General features: G+C 47.9%; 4 protein-coding genes. All 4 read left to right on the plus strand.

Going from position 1 to position 16,896, the window contains the following annotated elements; genetic code table 11:
- Nucleotides 1-1,569 (plus strand): hypothetical protein (locus ACOJUO_RS00005; protein WP_422138587.1); only part of this gene is annotated, 1,569 nt, incomplete at its 5' end.
- A gap of 209 nt (nt 1,570-1,778) precedes the next feature.
- Nucleotides 1,779-8,006 carry a hypothetical protein gene (locus ACOJUO_RS00010; protein WP_422138588.1) on the plus strand — a complete coding sequence of 2,076 codons (6,228 nt, stop codon included), beginning with the start codon at nt 1,779-1,781 and terminating at the stop codon, nt 8,004-8,006.
- 209 nt (nt 8,007-8,215) lie between these two features.
- Nucleotides 8,216-14,395, plus strand: coding sequence for a hypothetical protein (locus ACOJUO_RS00015; protein WP_422138589.1), 6,180 nt, complete (start codon nt 8,216-8,218; stop codon nt 14,393-14,395).
- 148 nt (nt 14,396-14,543) lie between these two features.
- Nucleotides 14,544-16,871 carry a response regulator gene (locus ACOJUO_RS00020; protein WP_422138590.1) on the plus strand — a complete coding sequence of 776 codons (2,328 nt, stop codon included), beginning with the start codon at nt 14,544-14,546 and terminating at the stop codon, nt 16,869-16,871.
- Nucleotides 16,872-16,896 lie beyond the last annotated feature (25 nt).

A 16,896-nucleotide genomic window follows, 5' to 3' on the forward strand; every position in this document is an offset into this window, starting at 1 on the left:
AAAAGCTTCTCGGAATACTTCGCTACCCATTCTGCCTGTGCTAACAAGATCACTACTCTGCTGCAGGAAGGCTCAATCAGCAAGGTTGAACTTGACAACTATATAAAGGCCGTCAGAGGTGTCGATGGTTATCAGACAGTGGCCGAATTTGAACACTTGCTTGGCTACAAACACGGTGTCGACGTGCCTCGCTTTAAAGTCGTTGTCGGGATACTGTCTGATGAGGGGGCTGACGAATTCATGCAGACTGCCTTTAATCCTGTGACCGTGGCGGCCACTGACCCGGCGGGTATGAAAGAGTCTGTTGTCGGCATGAAAGAGTATGCAGCTGCGGTCATCGCCAACTACGTTCTTGACGATATTGCCTTTGAAAATGGCCGCAGGACGGCAGCCTTCCTGTGCAATCTTCAGGATACCCTGACACCTTATGCCAATACCGCTGGCCTGTCTGAATCAGACCTGATCAAGGCCATCCATAACACATTGATGCTGGCTCATGTCGCAGCAGTTGAGTGGCAACTCAATGATTACTGGGTCAAACCTTCAGCTTTTCTGGTACAGGCTGTCACCTGGTACGGCACCAGTTACAAACCCCTGCTGGCGACCCATACCGTCTGGCAGGCTAACGATCTGTCGCTGTCAAACATGGTATTCCTCTACCTTCTGGATCTGACCAACAGGGGTGATTACCTGCACCGGATGCTCATACCCTTCCAGCACTGGTTGCAAGGCTACGGTGTTGATCTTGACCGAACCGGGCAATATGCCTACCACAGTGGAATTGAACAAGTCTCTGAGGTGGGCGGGATGGTCATGCCGTTGGGCAAGGCCATGTCATCGGTCATTCTGCTGCAAACCGGCGCTATGCTATTTGCCAGACAGCACAACGCCAACCCGCACAGCTATCGCAGCATTTCACGTCTGACGCCCGAAATAGTGAAATCCATGGGTTCCGGGCAAGGGGTTCAGGTACCCTTGCTGCACAGAGCGACACCACAAAAAGTAAAAACTCTGGCCTCGGCCACAGCCGGTCTGGTGCTGGGTCCGGTAGCCACTGTCGGAGCATACGCCCATGGCCTTATATCTGGATTCACTTATGCTCAAACCTTCGGATTCGCTCTGGCATCGAGTCTCACTTTCGACTTCTTTATGAACGACAACAAGATGCTCACTCAGTGGCTGGGTGGACCCCTGGGCCGCAGTCTTGACAAGATAAATCGCTGGAAAGGCATGGGGGAAACGCAAGATGAATTTGTGAAACGTACCGCTATTGCCTCGCCTCAACGCTTCAATGAAACTGATGAAGCCTATACAAACCGTGTTAAAGCAGGCAACAGGATGCATGGCTGGACTCGACATGAAAATTATCTGCAGTTCCGTGACCGCCGTGATCGCACCATGAAGATGTTCGAGAATAGCTGGGAAAAATACTTCAGGGAGAATGTGCCCAAATGGTCGTTTTCCCACGCAGAAAGTATTCCTTACTCCTGCACTCTGGGTGCTTTATTCGAGTCAGGGACTGAAGCGCCTGAGGAAGCCTCTACAGCCATGAATGCATTCCTTCCCTGAAAAACCACTCAATTATACGGGCATTGAGCTTTACCACTGCGAACTGAATTCGCTTCTGGCGGATTCCTCACTTTGAACTAAATTCACTCAACAGCTTGCCGGAACAACCATGAGCGATTGACGGTCATGAACCGCTGTAATGTGCTTCCTCTCCAGGTATGGCAATCACTTTTCAAGATAACAAAAGTACTCAGCTCTGAGGTAGCAGAATGACAAATACCCGCCACAATGCATTAAGCCTTGCAGTGGCCATTGCGATCAGCTCTTCCATCATTAATACAGAGGCACTGGCTGCTCGCAAACTGCAGACGAAAGCCTATATTTTGGGCAGCGGAAATGTTGTGAAACTTCGTAGTGAGGTCATGGTTCAGCCAACTTTAGGTGATGACCAGCAGCCAATACCCAAATCTTTTACCACCACGTACCCTTATGAGCCTTCAGAAGGTCAGGGCTTTGTCTCTACTACTATGAGTTTTACAGAAATTCTTTATGGTATTGGTGATGGTGTTTCCAGTGTTGATCAGTTTGAAACAGGCGAAAATGATGTTGCTCAGAAATATATCAAAGTTCTCAAAGTAGGCGATGAGGGAGTCTTCAGGTTCACTCACAACCTTGAAGAAAAGGAACTGGTCATTGAAGTCAGGGGCGGAATGACCGATCAGGATTCCGTGGAGGTTGCTCGTGATCAATTAGTTTGGAGTTCATCATTACAACCGTTAACGAAAATCGCCAACCACCTGCAACTGGCTAAAGTTTTGAAAGCCGCTGCAGAAAGAGCAGGAAACCTCGGCTCAAATGATCACTATGTTGGCCTTGCCACCATTGAAGTTGAAAAAGTTGAAGTGAATGGGCGCACCTTCATGCGCCTTATCGCTGCGGGCGATCAGCCCCCTGAACTGCACCGTCTGGGTCAATCACTCTTTGTCAATGATGAGGCTCTCCTGGCAGCTGCCGCCTCTGCCTATATCCAGGTTCATGTACTGGAAGAGGATTTACAGCAGAAGGCTCTAAACGAACTACTGGCATACAACAAACCCGTCGGCTACGTTGTGCACACCGAGGATGATACACAGGTTTATCCTGTGCCTGTGGGTTATCCAAAGTTGGAAATAACAGAAGCTCCGGGGGAGAATATTGTTTTTCATGGTCTGATGCAGAATCCGGACGATGTCGCTTTCGTAGAAAACCTCTATAAATTCTGGATAGAAGCTGAGGGTAATAATCCCGCCCCTGCAGTAAAAGCAGAGCTTATCAAACGCAAGCTCAAAAACTACCCGTTCGTCATTCGAAGCAGGCAGATGGCGGTGCTGGAGGAGTTAGTTGCACGGCACGATGCAGTCATTGACAAAGATCAACTAACGACACTTTCAAACGAAGATAAACTGGCGGTGCGTTCGCTTGTATATTACGAATCCCTCCTGCAGGCATTGGCGCTGGCTTCTCCAGATGAGGCATATGGATCAGATGAATTTGAGTTCACACCAGAACACATCAAAGTCGCTTCATTAGTCATCACGCCAACCCGGATGTACAGGCAACTCTTAGGACACTTTGGCTTCAAACCCGTACTTAAAAATCTTCTGATGAACCCGCACTTTTTTCAGCATATTCGCAAAGTGTTACCCGTTGTCGGCTATATCAAAGAAGCACAGATCGATCCTGACAAAGACGAAGAGTTTACTTTCAGAGTCATGACCGACATGGCGAGACAGTTGTTTGAGTTACACAACAACCTGGAGGAGCTGCGGATAGAATATGCCAAACTGGGCAAGCTAAACGAAAAAATATTTCGTGAAACGGCAGCAGAACTTGGTATTTATAATTGGGATAATACCCAAACACCAGAAGAACAAGCCAGACTTCTCAGAAATAAAATTCATGAAACCACCCAGGAGTTGGTCACAACCTTTGCTGCAGTAGAACAGCCTGACTATGAAATTATAATTACAATACTGACAGCCGTTGAAGATCAGTTCGGTATGACCCCGAACAATAAAAACGATCTTGTTGCCCGCTTTCAGTCTGTTCGGCAGCATATACAACATAAGACAGACCCGACCGACGATGAGGCTCCGCAGAGACTGACAAACCTTGAAAGTAATCTCGGCCTGACCTCTAACGACAGAGATACCCCGGAAACCCGTCAGCAGGCCATTCTGCAGCTCCTTGAACAGCAGGAAGCTTTGGTCCGGCGATATCTTCTTCCGAGAACCATTATAGAAGCTGGAAAAGCAGCCGCAATCAAAGCCCGCTATGCAACCATTGCCGCACATTTAAACATTCAGGATTTTGATAGCAATGCAGATGTTGACGCTCAGCAAGAACACCTGCTTCAAAAAATCGAGGAAATGAATGCTCACAAACAACTCATGCTTCAGAAAATCAAGACAATGGATATTCAACAAGATGTCCTGCTTCATAGAATTGAGACACTGCATGGCCAAGATAATTCTTACACCGAGGCCAAACAAAATGCTCTGGCAGAAATTCTTGGTATTAAACTGAGTAAAGACAACGTAGAAAAGAATCAGGGCGTCCTGGAAAAAGCGGTATTCAGGGTGGTCCACAATCTTGCACGCCTGGAAAAAGAACTGAAAGAGATCAGAACGCCAGAACGCCTCAAACCCGGCCCTGAACTACTTCAGAAACTCAATGCTGTGGAAAAAACCCTGAAGATGGTCGACATCGATAGCGAGGGCGATGTGTATGATCGTCGGAACGCCATTTCTGAGAAAATTCAGACATACTTTAACGAGGCTGAGCAGCGGGCAGAGGAAGAGGCGCTGGATACGCTGAAAACCACAGAAGAAATACTCGGGATTCAGGTCAGTGAAGGTGATAACAAACTGGAACGACTTGACAGGGTTCGTAAAAAACTTGATGACAATGATGTCATCAAAAAAATAACCGAGCAGCAGTATTATGCCCTCTGGAGAGAAGATACCAAACCTGCTGATTACAAAAAAAGGAAAGGTAAACATGAGAAGCTCCTGCTTTATTCCCATATTGCCCTTTATGTCGAATATGCAGATCAGCTAGCCAAAGGACGACAGAAGGTGATGCTTCAAGATTTAGAGTACGATCTGGGCATCGACCCGAATGAAAACGCTGCTGCCAGGAAAAGGGACAAGGCTTTAATTGCTAAACTGGCCGATGATCTGAAAGTAGAATTAAAAAAAGATGTCGGCCGACAAAAACAGGTGCAAGCCATAAAGTCCAGAATTTCGGAATTAAGGTTAAAAGTATTCCACCGCTATGAAGATGAAGGTTTATCAAGAAACATTAACAATGAAATTGCTCATCAACTCAACATTGAAGACTATAAAAATAATGCCTGTGTGAATGATCAGATCAATCTCATTGAAGAAACACTCTGTAAAATGACCAAAGAAATTTACAAAGTGTTTCGGCCTACCTTTACTGAGCGCATCGCAGTCATTGAGAATGAGCTTGACAGGCATATGGCCCGGCTGGGGCCAAAACCCCGATACTTACTTGATCGTGAGGTAGCCAGAGCCAGGCGAGCAGTAAGAGAAGCTGAAAATGAGCTGGAAATGGCTGACCGCAACATGGATATTTTTCTCCAACATAACCGGGGTAATATCGCTCTCAATCAGGGAATGAAACAACTTCAGACCGAGCTGGGCCTGTCTGCAGGTGACGAACAAACCAATAAAGAGCGAGCAGAGGAGATCATAAATTTCCTGCTGGGGTACAGTGTAGACGTACGAGATAAAATCGTTGAGAAACTGAAAGCCAAAACAAATCAGTACGTCCGGATACATTTCGACCCCACTTCGCTGCAAGAAGCTGACTACGTTTTTCATGTTAATGGCTATACATACACTCCGTTTCATGCCGCAGCCGATGAAATCGATGGAGTACGGGGTGAACTGCCTTTAACCAGAAAAATGTACGCTCAGGTCACGGAGTTTCTGCATGAGCACGACAGGAAAAGTATGGATTTAGCCAATGCAATGGCTGAAGAAGTTGCTGCACGAGAAAATCTGGTTCGCAAAGAACAGCAAATGTTCGACTATGAAAACATCAATGGACACCCATCAAGCTCAGATAAAATCGATCGGGATCGGCTGGATTCAGCCCTGCATCATAAATATCAAGCTGCATTAAGTGCAAAACAGGACCTGGCGGATCATGACGCGTTTCTTGAAGCCACCGAAGCAGCCGTGGGTCTTGAACCTGACACTTCTGACACCAATGAACAACGGATTAATGCCCTGAGAAACAAACAGTTAGAACTGGGCGGTGATGATGGTACTGGCGGCAAGATCCGGCAACTGATTGAGGAACCGTCCCGTCAGATGCGTCTGGAAGCTGAACTTGAAGCCAGGAAAGCAGACGTTGTGAGAATGGAAAAAGTCCTGAAGGTTGCCGAAGAAGCCGCCAGGAATGACCGCAGTCTCATCCAGTACTCAGAGAAACAGGCAAAACTGCTGACCGATATGAACGACTTCATGCAGCGGCACCCTCTCAAAAAACAAGCTCTGCAAGCCGCAATTGGCCTGAACGAAGCAGCAATGCAGAGCGATAAGACAAGACCATTTCTTTCGGTTTTCAATTTTGACGATGAATTTGCACCCATTCGCGTGCAGGCAATGGCCGGAGACAAACTGACGTTTAAACAGGCCAGTCGGATTGTGGAAGTTTTTAAGAGCCTGAAGACCAGCTTTCCGAAATCCCCTGTCATCCACCCGGAAGGTCAGCCCGAAGACGTGCTGGAAGAAATCGAGATTATGGTGCTCAACGCCATGTATGAGATGGAAATAGGGTCTCAGCAATTCCAAGACGAAATTCGCGACATTGGCAAAACAGCCATAGACTCCGTTGGGCATGAACCGGAAGACTTGAAAAGCTTCTCGGAATACTTCGCTGCCCATTCTGCCAGTGCTGACAAGATCATCACTCTGCTGCGGGAAGGCTTGATCAGTAAAGTTGAACTTGAGAACTATATAAAGGCCGACAGAGGTGTTGATGGTTATCAGACAGTGGCCGAATTTGAACACTTCCTTGGCTACAAACAGGGTGTCGACGTGCCTCGCTTCAAAGTCGTTGTCGGGACACTGTCTGATGAGGGGGTTGATGAATTCATTCAGACTGCCTTTAATCCTGTGACCCTGACGGCCACTCACCCGGCGGGTATGAAAGAGTCTGTTGTCGGCATGAAAGAGTATGCAGCTGCGATCATCGCCAACTACGTGCTTGACGATATTGCCTTTGAAAATGGCCGCAGGACGGCAGCCTTCCTGAGCAATATTCAGGATACCCTGACACCTTATGCCAATACCGCTGGCCTGTCTGAATCAGACCTGATCAAGGCAATCCATAACACATTGATGCAGGCTCATGTCGCAGCAGTTGAGTGGCAGCTCAATGATTACTGGGTCAAACCTTCAGCTTTTCTGGTACAGGCTGTCACCTGGTACTACACCAGTTACAAACCCCTGCTGGCGACCCATACCGTCTGGCAGGCTACCGATCTGTCGCTGTCAAACATGGCATTCCTCTACCTTCTGGATCTCACCAACAGGGGTGATTACCTGCACCGGATGCTCATACCCTTCCAGCACTGGTTGCAAGGCTACGGTGTTGATCTTGACCGAACCGGGCAATATGCCTACCACAGTGGAATTGAACAAGTCTCTGAGGTGGGCGGGATGGTCATGCCGTTGGGCAAGGCCATGTCATCGGTCATTCTGCTGCAAACCGGCGCTATGCTATTTGCCAGACAGCACAACGCCAACCCGCACAGATATCGCAGCATTTCACGCCTGACGCCCGAAATAGTGAAATCCATGGGTTCCGGGCAAGGGGTTCAGGTACCCTTGCTGCACAGAGCGACACCACAAAAAGTAAAAACTCTGGCCTCGGCCACAGCCGGTCTGGTGCTGGGTCCGGTAGCCACTGTCGGAGCATACGCCCATGGCCTTATATCTGGATTCACTTATGCTCAAACCTTCGGATTCGCTCTGGCATCGAGTCTCACTTTCGACTTCTTTATGAACGACAACAAGATGCTCACTCAGTGGCTGGGTGGACCCCTGGGCCGCAGTCTTGACAAGATAAATCGCTGGAAAGGCATGGGGGAAACGCAAGATGAATTTGTGAAACGTACCGCTATTGCCTCGCCTCAACGCTTCAATGAAACTGATGAAGCCTATACAAACCGTGTTAAAGCAGGCAACAGGATGCATGGCTGGACTCGACATGAAAATTATCTGCAGTTCCGTGACCGCCGTGATCGCACCATGAAGATGTTCGAGAATAGCTGGGAAAAATACTTCAGGGAGAATGTGCCCAAATGGTCGTTTTCCCACGCAGAAAGTATTCCTTACTCCTGCACTCTGGGTGCTTTATTCGAGTCAGGGACTGAAGCGCCTGAGGAAGCCTCTACAGCCATGAATGCATTCCTTCCCTGAAAAACCACTCAATTATACGGGCATTGAGCTTTACCACTGCGAACTGAATTCGCTTCTGGCGGATTCCTCACTTTGAACTAAATTCACTCAACAGCTTGCCGGAACAACCATGAGCGATTGACGGTCATGAACCGCTGTAATGTGCTTCCTCTCCAGGTATGGCAATCACTTTTCAAGATAACAAAAGTACTCAGCTCTGAGGTAGCAGAATGACAAATATCCGCCACAATGCATTAAGCCTTGCAGTGGCCGTTGCGATCAGCTCTTCCATCATTAATACAGAGGCACTGGCTGCTCGCAAACTGCAGACGAAAGCCTATATTTTGGGCAGCGGAAATGTTGTGAAACTTCGTAGTGAGGTCATGGTTCAGCCAACTTTAGGTGATGACCAGCAACCAATACCCAAATCTTTTACCACCACGTACCCTTATGAGCCTTCAGAAGGTCAGGGCTTTATCTCTACTACTATGAGTTTTACAGAAATTCTTTATGGTATTGGTGATGGTGTTTCCAGTGTTGATCAGTTTGAAACAGGCGAAAATGACGTTGCTCAGAAATATATCAAAGTTCTCAAAGTAGGCGATGAGGGAGTCTTCAGGTTCACCCACAACCTTGAAGAAAAGGAACTGGTCATTGAAGTCAGAGGCGGAATGACCGATCAGGATTCCGTGGAGGTTGCTCGTGATCAATTAGTTTGGAGTTCATCATTACAACCGTTAACGAAAATCGCCAACCACCTGCAACTGGCTAAAGTTTTGAAAGCCGCTGCAGAAAGAGCAGGAAACCTCGGCTCAAATGATCACTATGTTGGCCTTGCCACCATTGAAGTTGAAAAAGTTGAAGTGAATGGGCGTACCTTCATGCGCCTTATCGCTGCGGGCGATCAGCCCCCTGAACTGCACCGTCTGGGTCAATCACTCTTTGTCAATGATGAGGCTCTCCTGGCAGCTGCCGCCTCCGCCTATATCCAGGTTCATGTACTGGAAGAGGATTTACAACAGGAGGCTCTGAACGAACTGCTGGCACACAACAAACCTGTCGGCTACATAGTAGACGCTGAGGATGCCAAACGGGTTTATCATGTGCCTGCGGGTTATCCAAAGTTGGAAATAGCAGAAGCTCCGGGGGAGAATATTGTTTTTCATGGTCTGATGCAGAATCCGGATGATGTCGCTTTCGTAGAAAACCTCTATAAATTCTGGATAGAAGCCGACGGTAATAGTCCCGTCCCTGCAGTAAAAGCAGAGCCTAACAAACGCAAGCTCAAAAACTACCGGTTCGTGATTCGAAGCAGGCAGATGGCGGTGCTGGAGGAGTTAGTGGCACGGCACGATGCCGACGTTGACAAAGATCAACTGACGGTACTTTCAAACGAGGATAAACTGGCGATGCGTTCGCTTGTATATTACGAATCCCTCCTGCAGGCATTGGTGCTGGCTTCTCCAGATGAGGCATATGGATCAGATGAATTTGAGTTCACACCAGAACACATCAAAGTCGCTTCATTAGTCATCACGCCAACCCGGATGTACAGGCAACTCTTAGGACACTTTGGCTTCAAACCCGTACTTAAAAATCTTCTGATGAACCCGCACTTTTTTCAGCATATTCGCAAAGTGTTACCCGTTGTCGGCGATATCAAAGAAGCACAGATCGATCCTGACAAAGACGAAGAGTTTACTTTCAGAGTCATGACCGACATGGCGAGACAGTTGTTTGAGTTACACAACAACCTGGAGGAGCTGCGGATAGAATATGCCAAACTGGGCAAGCTAAACGAAAAAATATTTCGTGAAACGGCAGCAGAACTTGGTATTTATAATTGGGATAATACCCAGACACCAGAAGAACAAGCCAGACTTCTCAGAAATAAAATTCATGAAATCACCCAGGAGTTGGTCACAACCTTTGCTGCAGTAGAACAGCCTGACTATGAAATTATAATTACAATACTGACAGCCGTTGAAGATCAGTTCGGTATGACCCCGAACAATAAAAACGATCTTGTTGCCCGCTTTCAGTCTGTTCGGCAGCATATACAACATAAGACAGACCCGACCGACGATGAGGCTCCGCAGAGACTGACAAACCTTGAAAGTAATCTCGGCCTGATCTCTAACGACAAAGATACCCCGGAAACCCGTCAGCAGGCCATTCTGCAGCTCCTTGAACAGCAGGAAGCTTTGGTCCAGCGATATCTTCTTCCGAGAACCATTATAGAAGCTGGAAAAGCAGCCGCAATCAAAGCCCGCTATGCAACCATTGCCGCACATTTAAACATTCAGGATTTTGATAGCAATGCAGATGTAGACGCTCAGCAAGAACACCTGCTTCAAAAAATCGAGGAAATGAATGCTCACAAACAACTCATGCTTCAGAAAATCAAGACAATGGATATTCAACAAGATGTCCTGCTTCATAGAATTGAGACACTGCATGGCCAAGATAATTCTTACACCGAGGCCAAACAAAATGCTCTGGCAGAAATTCTTGGTATTAAACTGAGTAAAAACAGCGTAGAAAAGAATCAGGACGTCCTGGAAAAAGCGGTATTCAGGGTGGTCCACAATCTTGCACGCCTGGAAAAAAAACTGAAAGAGATCAGAACGCCAGACCGCCTCAAACCCAGCCCTGAACTACTTCAGAAACTCACTGCTGTGGAAAAAACCCTGAAGATGGTCGACATCGATAGCGAGGGCGATGTGTATGATCGTCGGAACGCCATTTCTGAGAAAATTCAGACATACTTTAACGAGGCTATGCAGCGGGCAGAGGAAGGGGCGCTGGATACACTGAAAACCGCAGAAGAAATACTCGGGATCCAGGTCAGTGAAGGTGATAACAAACTGGAACGACTTGACAGGGTTCGTAAAAAACTTCATGACAATAATGTCATCAAAAAAATAACCGAGCAGCAGTATTATGCCCTCTGGGGAGACGATACCAAACCTGCTGATTACAAAAAAAGGAAAGGTAAACATGAGAAGCTCCTGCTTGATGCCCATCTTACCTTTTATGTCGAAGATGCAGATCAGCTAGCCAAAGGACGGCAGAGTGAGATGCTCATGGCTTTAGAGCGCATTCTGGGCATCTCCGCTTATGAAAGCGCTGCTCTCAGGAAAAGGGACAAGGCTTTAATTGCTAAACTGGCCGATGATCTGAAAGTAGAATTAAAAAAAGATGTCAGCCGAAAAAAACAGGTGCAAGCCCTAAGGTCCAGAGTTTCGGAATTAAGGTTAAAAGTATCCCACCGCTATGAAGATGAAGATTTATCAAGAAATATTAACAATGAAATTGCTCATCAACTCAACATTGAAGACTATAACAATAATGCCTGTGTGAATGATCAGACCAATCTCATTGAAGAAACACTCTCAAAACTGAGCAAAGAAATTTTCAAAGTGGGTCGGCCTACCGTTACTGAGAGCGTCGCAGTCATTGAGAATGAGCTTGACAGACAAATGGCCCGACTGGGGCCAAAACCCCGATACTTACTTGATCGTGAGGTAGCCAGAGCCAGGCGAGCAGTAAGAGAAGCTGAAAATGAGCTGGAAATGGCTGACCGCAACATGGATATTTTTCTCCAACATAACCGGGGAAATATCGCTCTCAATCAGGGAATGAAACAACTTCAGACCGAGCTGGGCCTGTCTGCAGGTGACGAACAAACCAATAAAGAGCGAGCAGAGGAGATCATAAATTTCCTGCTGGGGTACAGTGTAGACGTACGAGATAAAATCGTTGAGAAACTGAAAGCCAAAACAAATCAGTACGTCCGGATACATTTCGACCCCACTTCGCTGCAAGAAGCTGACTACGTTTTTCTTGTTAATGGCTATACATACACTCCGCTTCATGCCGCAGCCGATGAAATTGATGGAGTACGGGGTGAACTGCCTTTAACCAGAAAAATGTACGCTCAGGTCACGGAGTTTCTGCATGAGCACGACAGGAAAAGTATGGATTTAGCCAATGCAATGGCTGAAGAAGTTGCTGCACGAGAAAATCTGGTTCGTAAAGAACAGCAAATGTTCGACTATGAAAACATCAATGGACACCCATCAAGCTCAGATAAAATCGATCGGGATCGGCTGGATTCAGCCCTGCATCATAAATATCAAGCTGCATTAAGTGCAAAACAGGACCTGGCGGATCATGACGCGTTTCTTGAAGCCACCGAAGCAGCCGTGGGTCTTGAACCTGACACTTCTGACACCAATGAACAACGGATTAATGCCCTGAGAAACAAACAGTTAGAACTGGGCGGTGATGATGGTACTGGCGGCAAGATCCGGCAACTGATTGAGGAACCGTCCCGTCAGATGCGTCTGGAAGCTGAACTTGAAGCCAGGAAAGCAGACGTTGTGAGAATGGAAAAAGTCCTGAAGGTTGCCGAAGAAGCCGTCAAGAATGACCGCAGTCTCATCCAGTACTCAGAGAAACAGGCAAAATTGCTGACCGATATGAACGACTTCATGCAGCGGCACCCTCTCAAAAAACAAGCTCTGCAAGCCGCAATTGGCCTGAACGAAGCAGCAATGCAGAGCGATAAGACAATACCATTTCTTTCGGTTTTCAATTTTGACGATGAATTTGCACCCATTCGCGTGCAGGCAATGGCCGGAGACAAACTGACGTTTAAACAGGCCAGTCGGATTGTGGAAGTTTTTAAAAGCCTGAAGACCAGCTTTCCGAAATCCCCCGTCGCCTCCCCGGAAAATCGGCCCGAAGACGTGCTGGAAGAAATCGAGATTATGGTGCTCAACGCCATGTATGAGATGGAAATAGGGTCTCAGCAATTCCAAGACGAAATTCGCGACATTGGCAAAACAGCCATAGACTCCGTTGGGCATGAACCGGAAGACTTGAAAAGCTTCTCAGAATACTTCGCTACCCATTCTGCCAGTGCTGACAAGATCATCACTCTGCTGCGGGAAGGCTTGATCAGTAAAGTTGAACTTGAGAACTATATAAAGGCCGTCAGAGGTGTTGATGGTTATCAGACAGTGGCCGAATTTGAACACTTGCTTGGCTACAAACACGGTGTCGACGTGCCTCGCTTTAAAGTCGTTGTCGGGATACTGTCTGATGAGGGGGCTGACGAATTCATGCAGACTGCCTTTAATCCTGTGACCGTGGCGGCCACTGACCCGGCGGGTATGAAAGAGTCTGTTGTCGGCATGAAAGAGTATGCAGCTGCGGTCATCGCCAACTACGTTCTTGACGATATTGCCTTTGAAAATGGCCGCAGGACGGCAGCCTTCCTGTGCAATCTTCAGGATACCCTGACACCTTATGCCAATGTTGCTGGCCTGTCTGAATCAGACCTGATCAAGGCCATCCATAACACATTGATGCTGGCTCATGTCGCAGCAGTTGAGTGGCAGCTCAATGATTACTGGGGCAAACCTTCAGCCTTCCTGGTACAGGCTGTCACCTGGTACTACACCAGTTACAAACCCCTGCTGGCGACCCATACCGTCTGGCAGGCTACCGATCTGTCCCTGACAAACATGGCGTTCCTCTACCTTCTGGATCTGACCAACAGGGGTGATTACCTGCACCGGATGCTCATACCTTTCCAGCACTGGCTCGAACACTATGGTGTTGATCCAGACCGAACCGCGCAATATGCCCACCACAACGGAATTGAGAAAGTTTCTGAACTGGGCGGACTGGCCATGCCATTGGGCAAGGCCGCTTCTTCAGTGATTCTGTTGAGAACCGGCTCCATGTTGTTTGCCAGACAGTACAACGCCAACCCTCAAATGTATCGCAGCATTTTCCGTCTGGTGCCCGAAATAGTGCAATCCATGGGTTCCAGGCAAGGGATTCAGGTACCCCTGCTGCACAGGGTAACACCACAAACAGCGAAAACGCTGGCCTCCGCCACAGCCGGTCTCATGCTGGGCCCAATTTCCACCGTCGGAGCATACGCCCACGGTCTTATAGCAGGATTTACCAGTGCTCAAACCTTCGGATTTGCTCTGGCATCGGGTCTCACTTTCGACTTTTTTATGAACGACAACAAGATGCTCACTCAATGGCTGGGTGGACCCCTGGGCCGCACTCTTGACAGGATTAATCGCTGGCGAGGCGCAGGTGAAACGGACGATGAATATGAGATGCGTACCGATACTGCTTCGCCTCAACGTTTCGGTGAAGCCGATGGAGACTATACAGACCGTGTTGAAGCAAATGACATGATACATGGCTGGACTCGACACGAAAATTACCTGCAGTTCCGTGAACGCCGCGATCAAACCATGAAACTATTTGAGAACGGATGGGAGAAATACTTCAGGGAAAATCTGCCTAAATGGTCGTTTTCCCACGCAAAAAGTATTCCTTACTCCTACACTCTGGGCACCTTCTACAACTGGCAGTAGGGCGATGATAATGAACAAACAACTCGATGAGGGAGAACAGGGAAGTTAGGTTCCCAAACAAGCAGATTAAATTCGGGCTGTTGTTGCGCTGTCAGGAAAATACAGGTAAAACGAATCACAGAGTAATAATTAAAATAAAACGTTTCTCATGCCAATCCGTTTCAGGGATCGACTGTCGTTTAAACAGGCGCGTAACACCGTTGTCTTTGCCTTTATCCTGGGGCTGTTCCTGAGTCTTTATCTCGTGATCATCGACTACCGGTCTCAGGACCGGCAAATTGATGCCACCATAGAAACCTTCATTGATATCACCCGGACTCCAGCTGCCCGCATCGCTTACAACATTGATAAGGAGCTGGCCAACGAGCTGGTGTTGGGACTCATTAAATCGCCCACCATCGTCAGGGCAGAAATTGTTGAACCATCGGGTGCAATCCTTGCCGCTGTGAGTAAAGAGCCGCAACAGGATAAAGCCCGCCCCTTCACTGATATGCTGTTTGGTGCCAGCCGAACCTATATCCGGGAGCTTAAGGTTCCCTTTGATGAAGATGAACCGCTCGGCTGGCTTAAAATCGTTGCCGACACTCGCCCTATCAGCACTCAGTTTTTTGATCGGGCCATCTTTACCCTGGTGACTGTCCTGATCAAAACTTTCCTGCTTTCGCTGGTTCTGTCCATCATGTTTTATCACATGTTGACCAAGCCTTTGCTGAACATGACAGAAAAAATGGTTGAGCACCCGGAAAACAGTAGCAAGATTCAGCTTCCGCAGCCCAGGGGGCATGAGAATGACGAAATCGGCCTGCTGACCCGCACTATCAACCATTATTTGAACAACATTCATCACCATCTGCACCACCGGCGACTGGCTGAAGAACAGTTACGTGAACATCTGGCTGAACTGGAAACCATTATTGCCCGGCGGACCAGGGATATTCGCAAAAACAACCAGGCCCTTGAGAAGACCAACCGTCAGCTTGAGAAAGCACGCAGCCAGGCACTGGAAACTGCCAGTCAGCGAGCCAGGCAGCTGTCCAGTCTGAGTCACGAAATCAGAACCCCACTCAATGCAGTTTTGGGCATGCTGAGTATCGCCCTCAACGACGAACTGACCGAACTACAACATCAGCGTTTAAACACTGCCAGAGATTCTGGTACTCATCTGATCCGTCTGCTCAATGATATCCTGGACCTTTCCCGACTTGACTCGGGCAAGATGATTCTTGAAGAAATCTCTTTTGACCTCAGAAACTCAATGGAAGATGTTGTGGTGCTTGCAGGACAATCCACATTTACCAAAGGGGTTCCGATCTATTGTGATATCGATCCCACCCTGCCGGAAGAAGTCCTGGGTGACCCAACCCGTTTTCATCAGGTCATTTCCAACCTGATAGGCAATGCTGCAAAATTTACCGATGAGGGTGACATTCGTATCTGGCTCGACTGCCAGAAAACCTCCGAGAATCATCTTGATATTATGGTGAACATCAGTGACAGCGGTATCGGCATCCCTGAATCAGCCCTGGACGAAATTTTCAAACCCTTTGCTCAGGCCAGCAGTGATACCAGTCGCCGTTTCGGGGGCTCCGGTATGGGCCTGCCTTTGGTCCAGTCCATAGTCACTAACATGGGCGGACAACTGTCTGTTATATCAGAGCCCGGAGAAGGCAGCACATTTTCTGTCCGTTTACCATTCCGATATAAATCAAGGGAAGAAAAAGTATCGGTTTCTGCTGATATCAAGAGTAACCAGATTGTGCTCAATGGCTCAGAAGCTCTGCAAAGCTGTTGTTCTCATCTTCTGGCGCATTGGGATATCAGCCACCGACAGACCTCGAACAACAACATCGGTGACCTGTCCGACTGGGCGGATATTCTGATTACAGAGAATGAAGGTCTGGCCAGAAATGCCGGTCAGGATAATCCGTCACTAAAAGTGATTTATGCCGCTCATACACCTCTGGATAACGGCCCGGACACCCTGGTCTGGCTGCCACTCCCTCTGACCCGGAAACTGTTTATCCAGGCACTGGAGAAAACCCGGACTATACGTCATCAGGTCTCCCAACCGTTACCTGACACAGTGAAAATCCAACACCAAAAAAACAGGGATTATTCGGTTCTGGTGGTCGAAGATAATCCCATCAACAGAATGGTGGCGGAGGGAATGCTTGAGCAGCTGGGCTATAAGGTAGAGCTGGCTCATAATGGCGAGAGTTGTCTGGCAGCCTGTCAGCAAAAAAACTATGACCTGATTCTGATGGACTGCAATATGCCAATTATGGATGGGTTTACCACCACTCAGAGACTGCGAGTTCAGATAGCAACCAGAGAGACACCCATCATAGCCTTAACCGCCAACGCTATGAATCAGCACAGAAAGCAATGCCTGGATGCCGGAATGAACGACCATTTGGCTAAACCTTTCAACAAGGAGCAGCTTGAAAGCACTCTGACCCGCTGGTTAATAGCCTGATGGACAGTGTATGCACTGTTTTTTT

The sequence above is a fragment of the Endozoicomonas sp. ALC020 genome (assembly GCF_049275935.1).
GTDB lineage: Bacteria > Pseudomonadota > Gammaproteobacteria > Pseudomonadales > Endozoicomonadaceae > Endozoicomonas_A.

Coding starts and splice junctions, on each gene's coding strand:
- ACOJUO_RS00010 (WP_422138588.1), top strand. CDS start 1,779: ATGACAAATACCCGCCACAATGCATTAAGCCTTGCAGTGGCCATTGCG.
- ACOJUO_RS00020 (WP_422138590.1), top strand. CDS start 14,544: ATGCCAATCCGTTTCAGGGATCGACTGTCGTTTAAACAGGCGCGTAAC.
- ACOJUO_RS00015 (WP_422138589.1), top strand. CDS start 8,216: ATGACAAATATCCGCCACAATGCATTAAGCCTTGCAGTGGCCGTTGCG.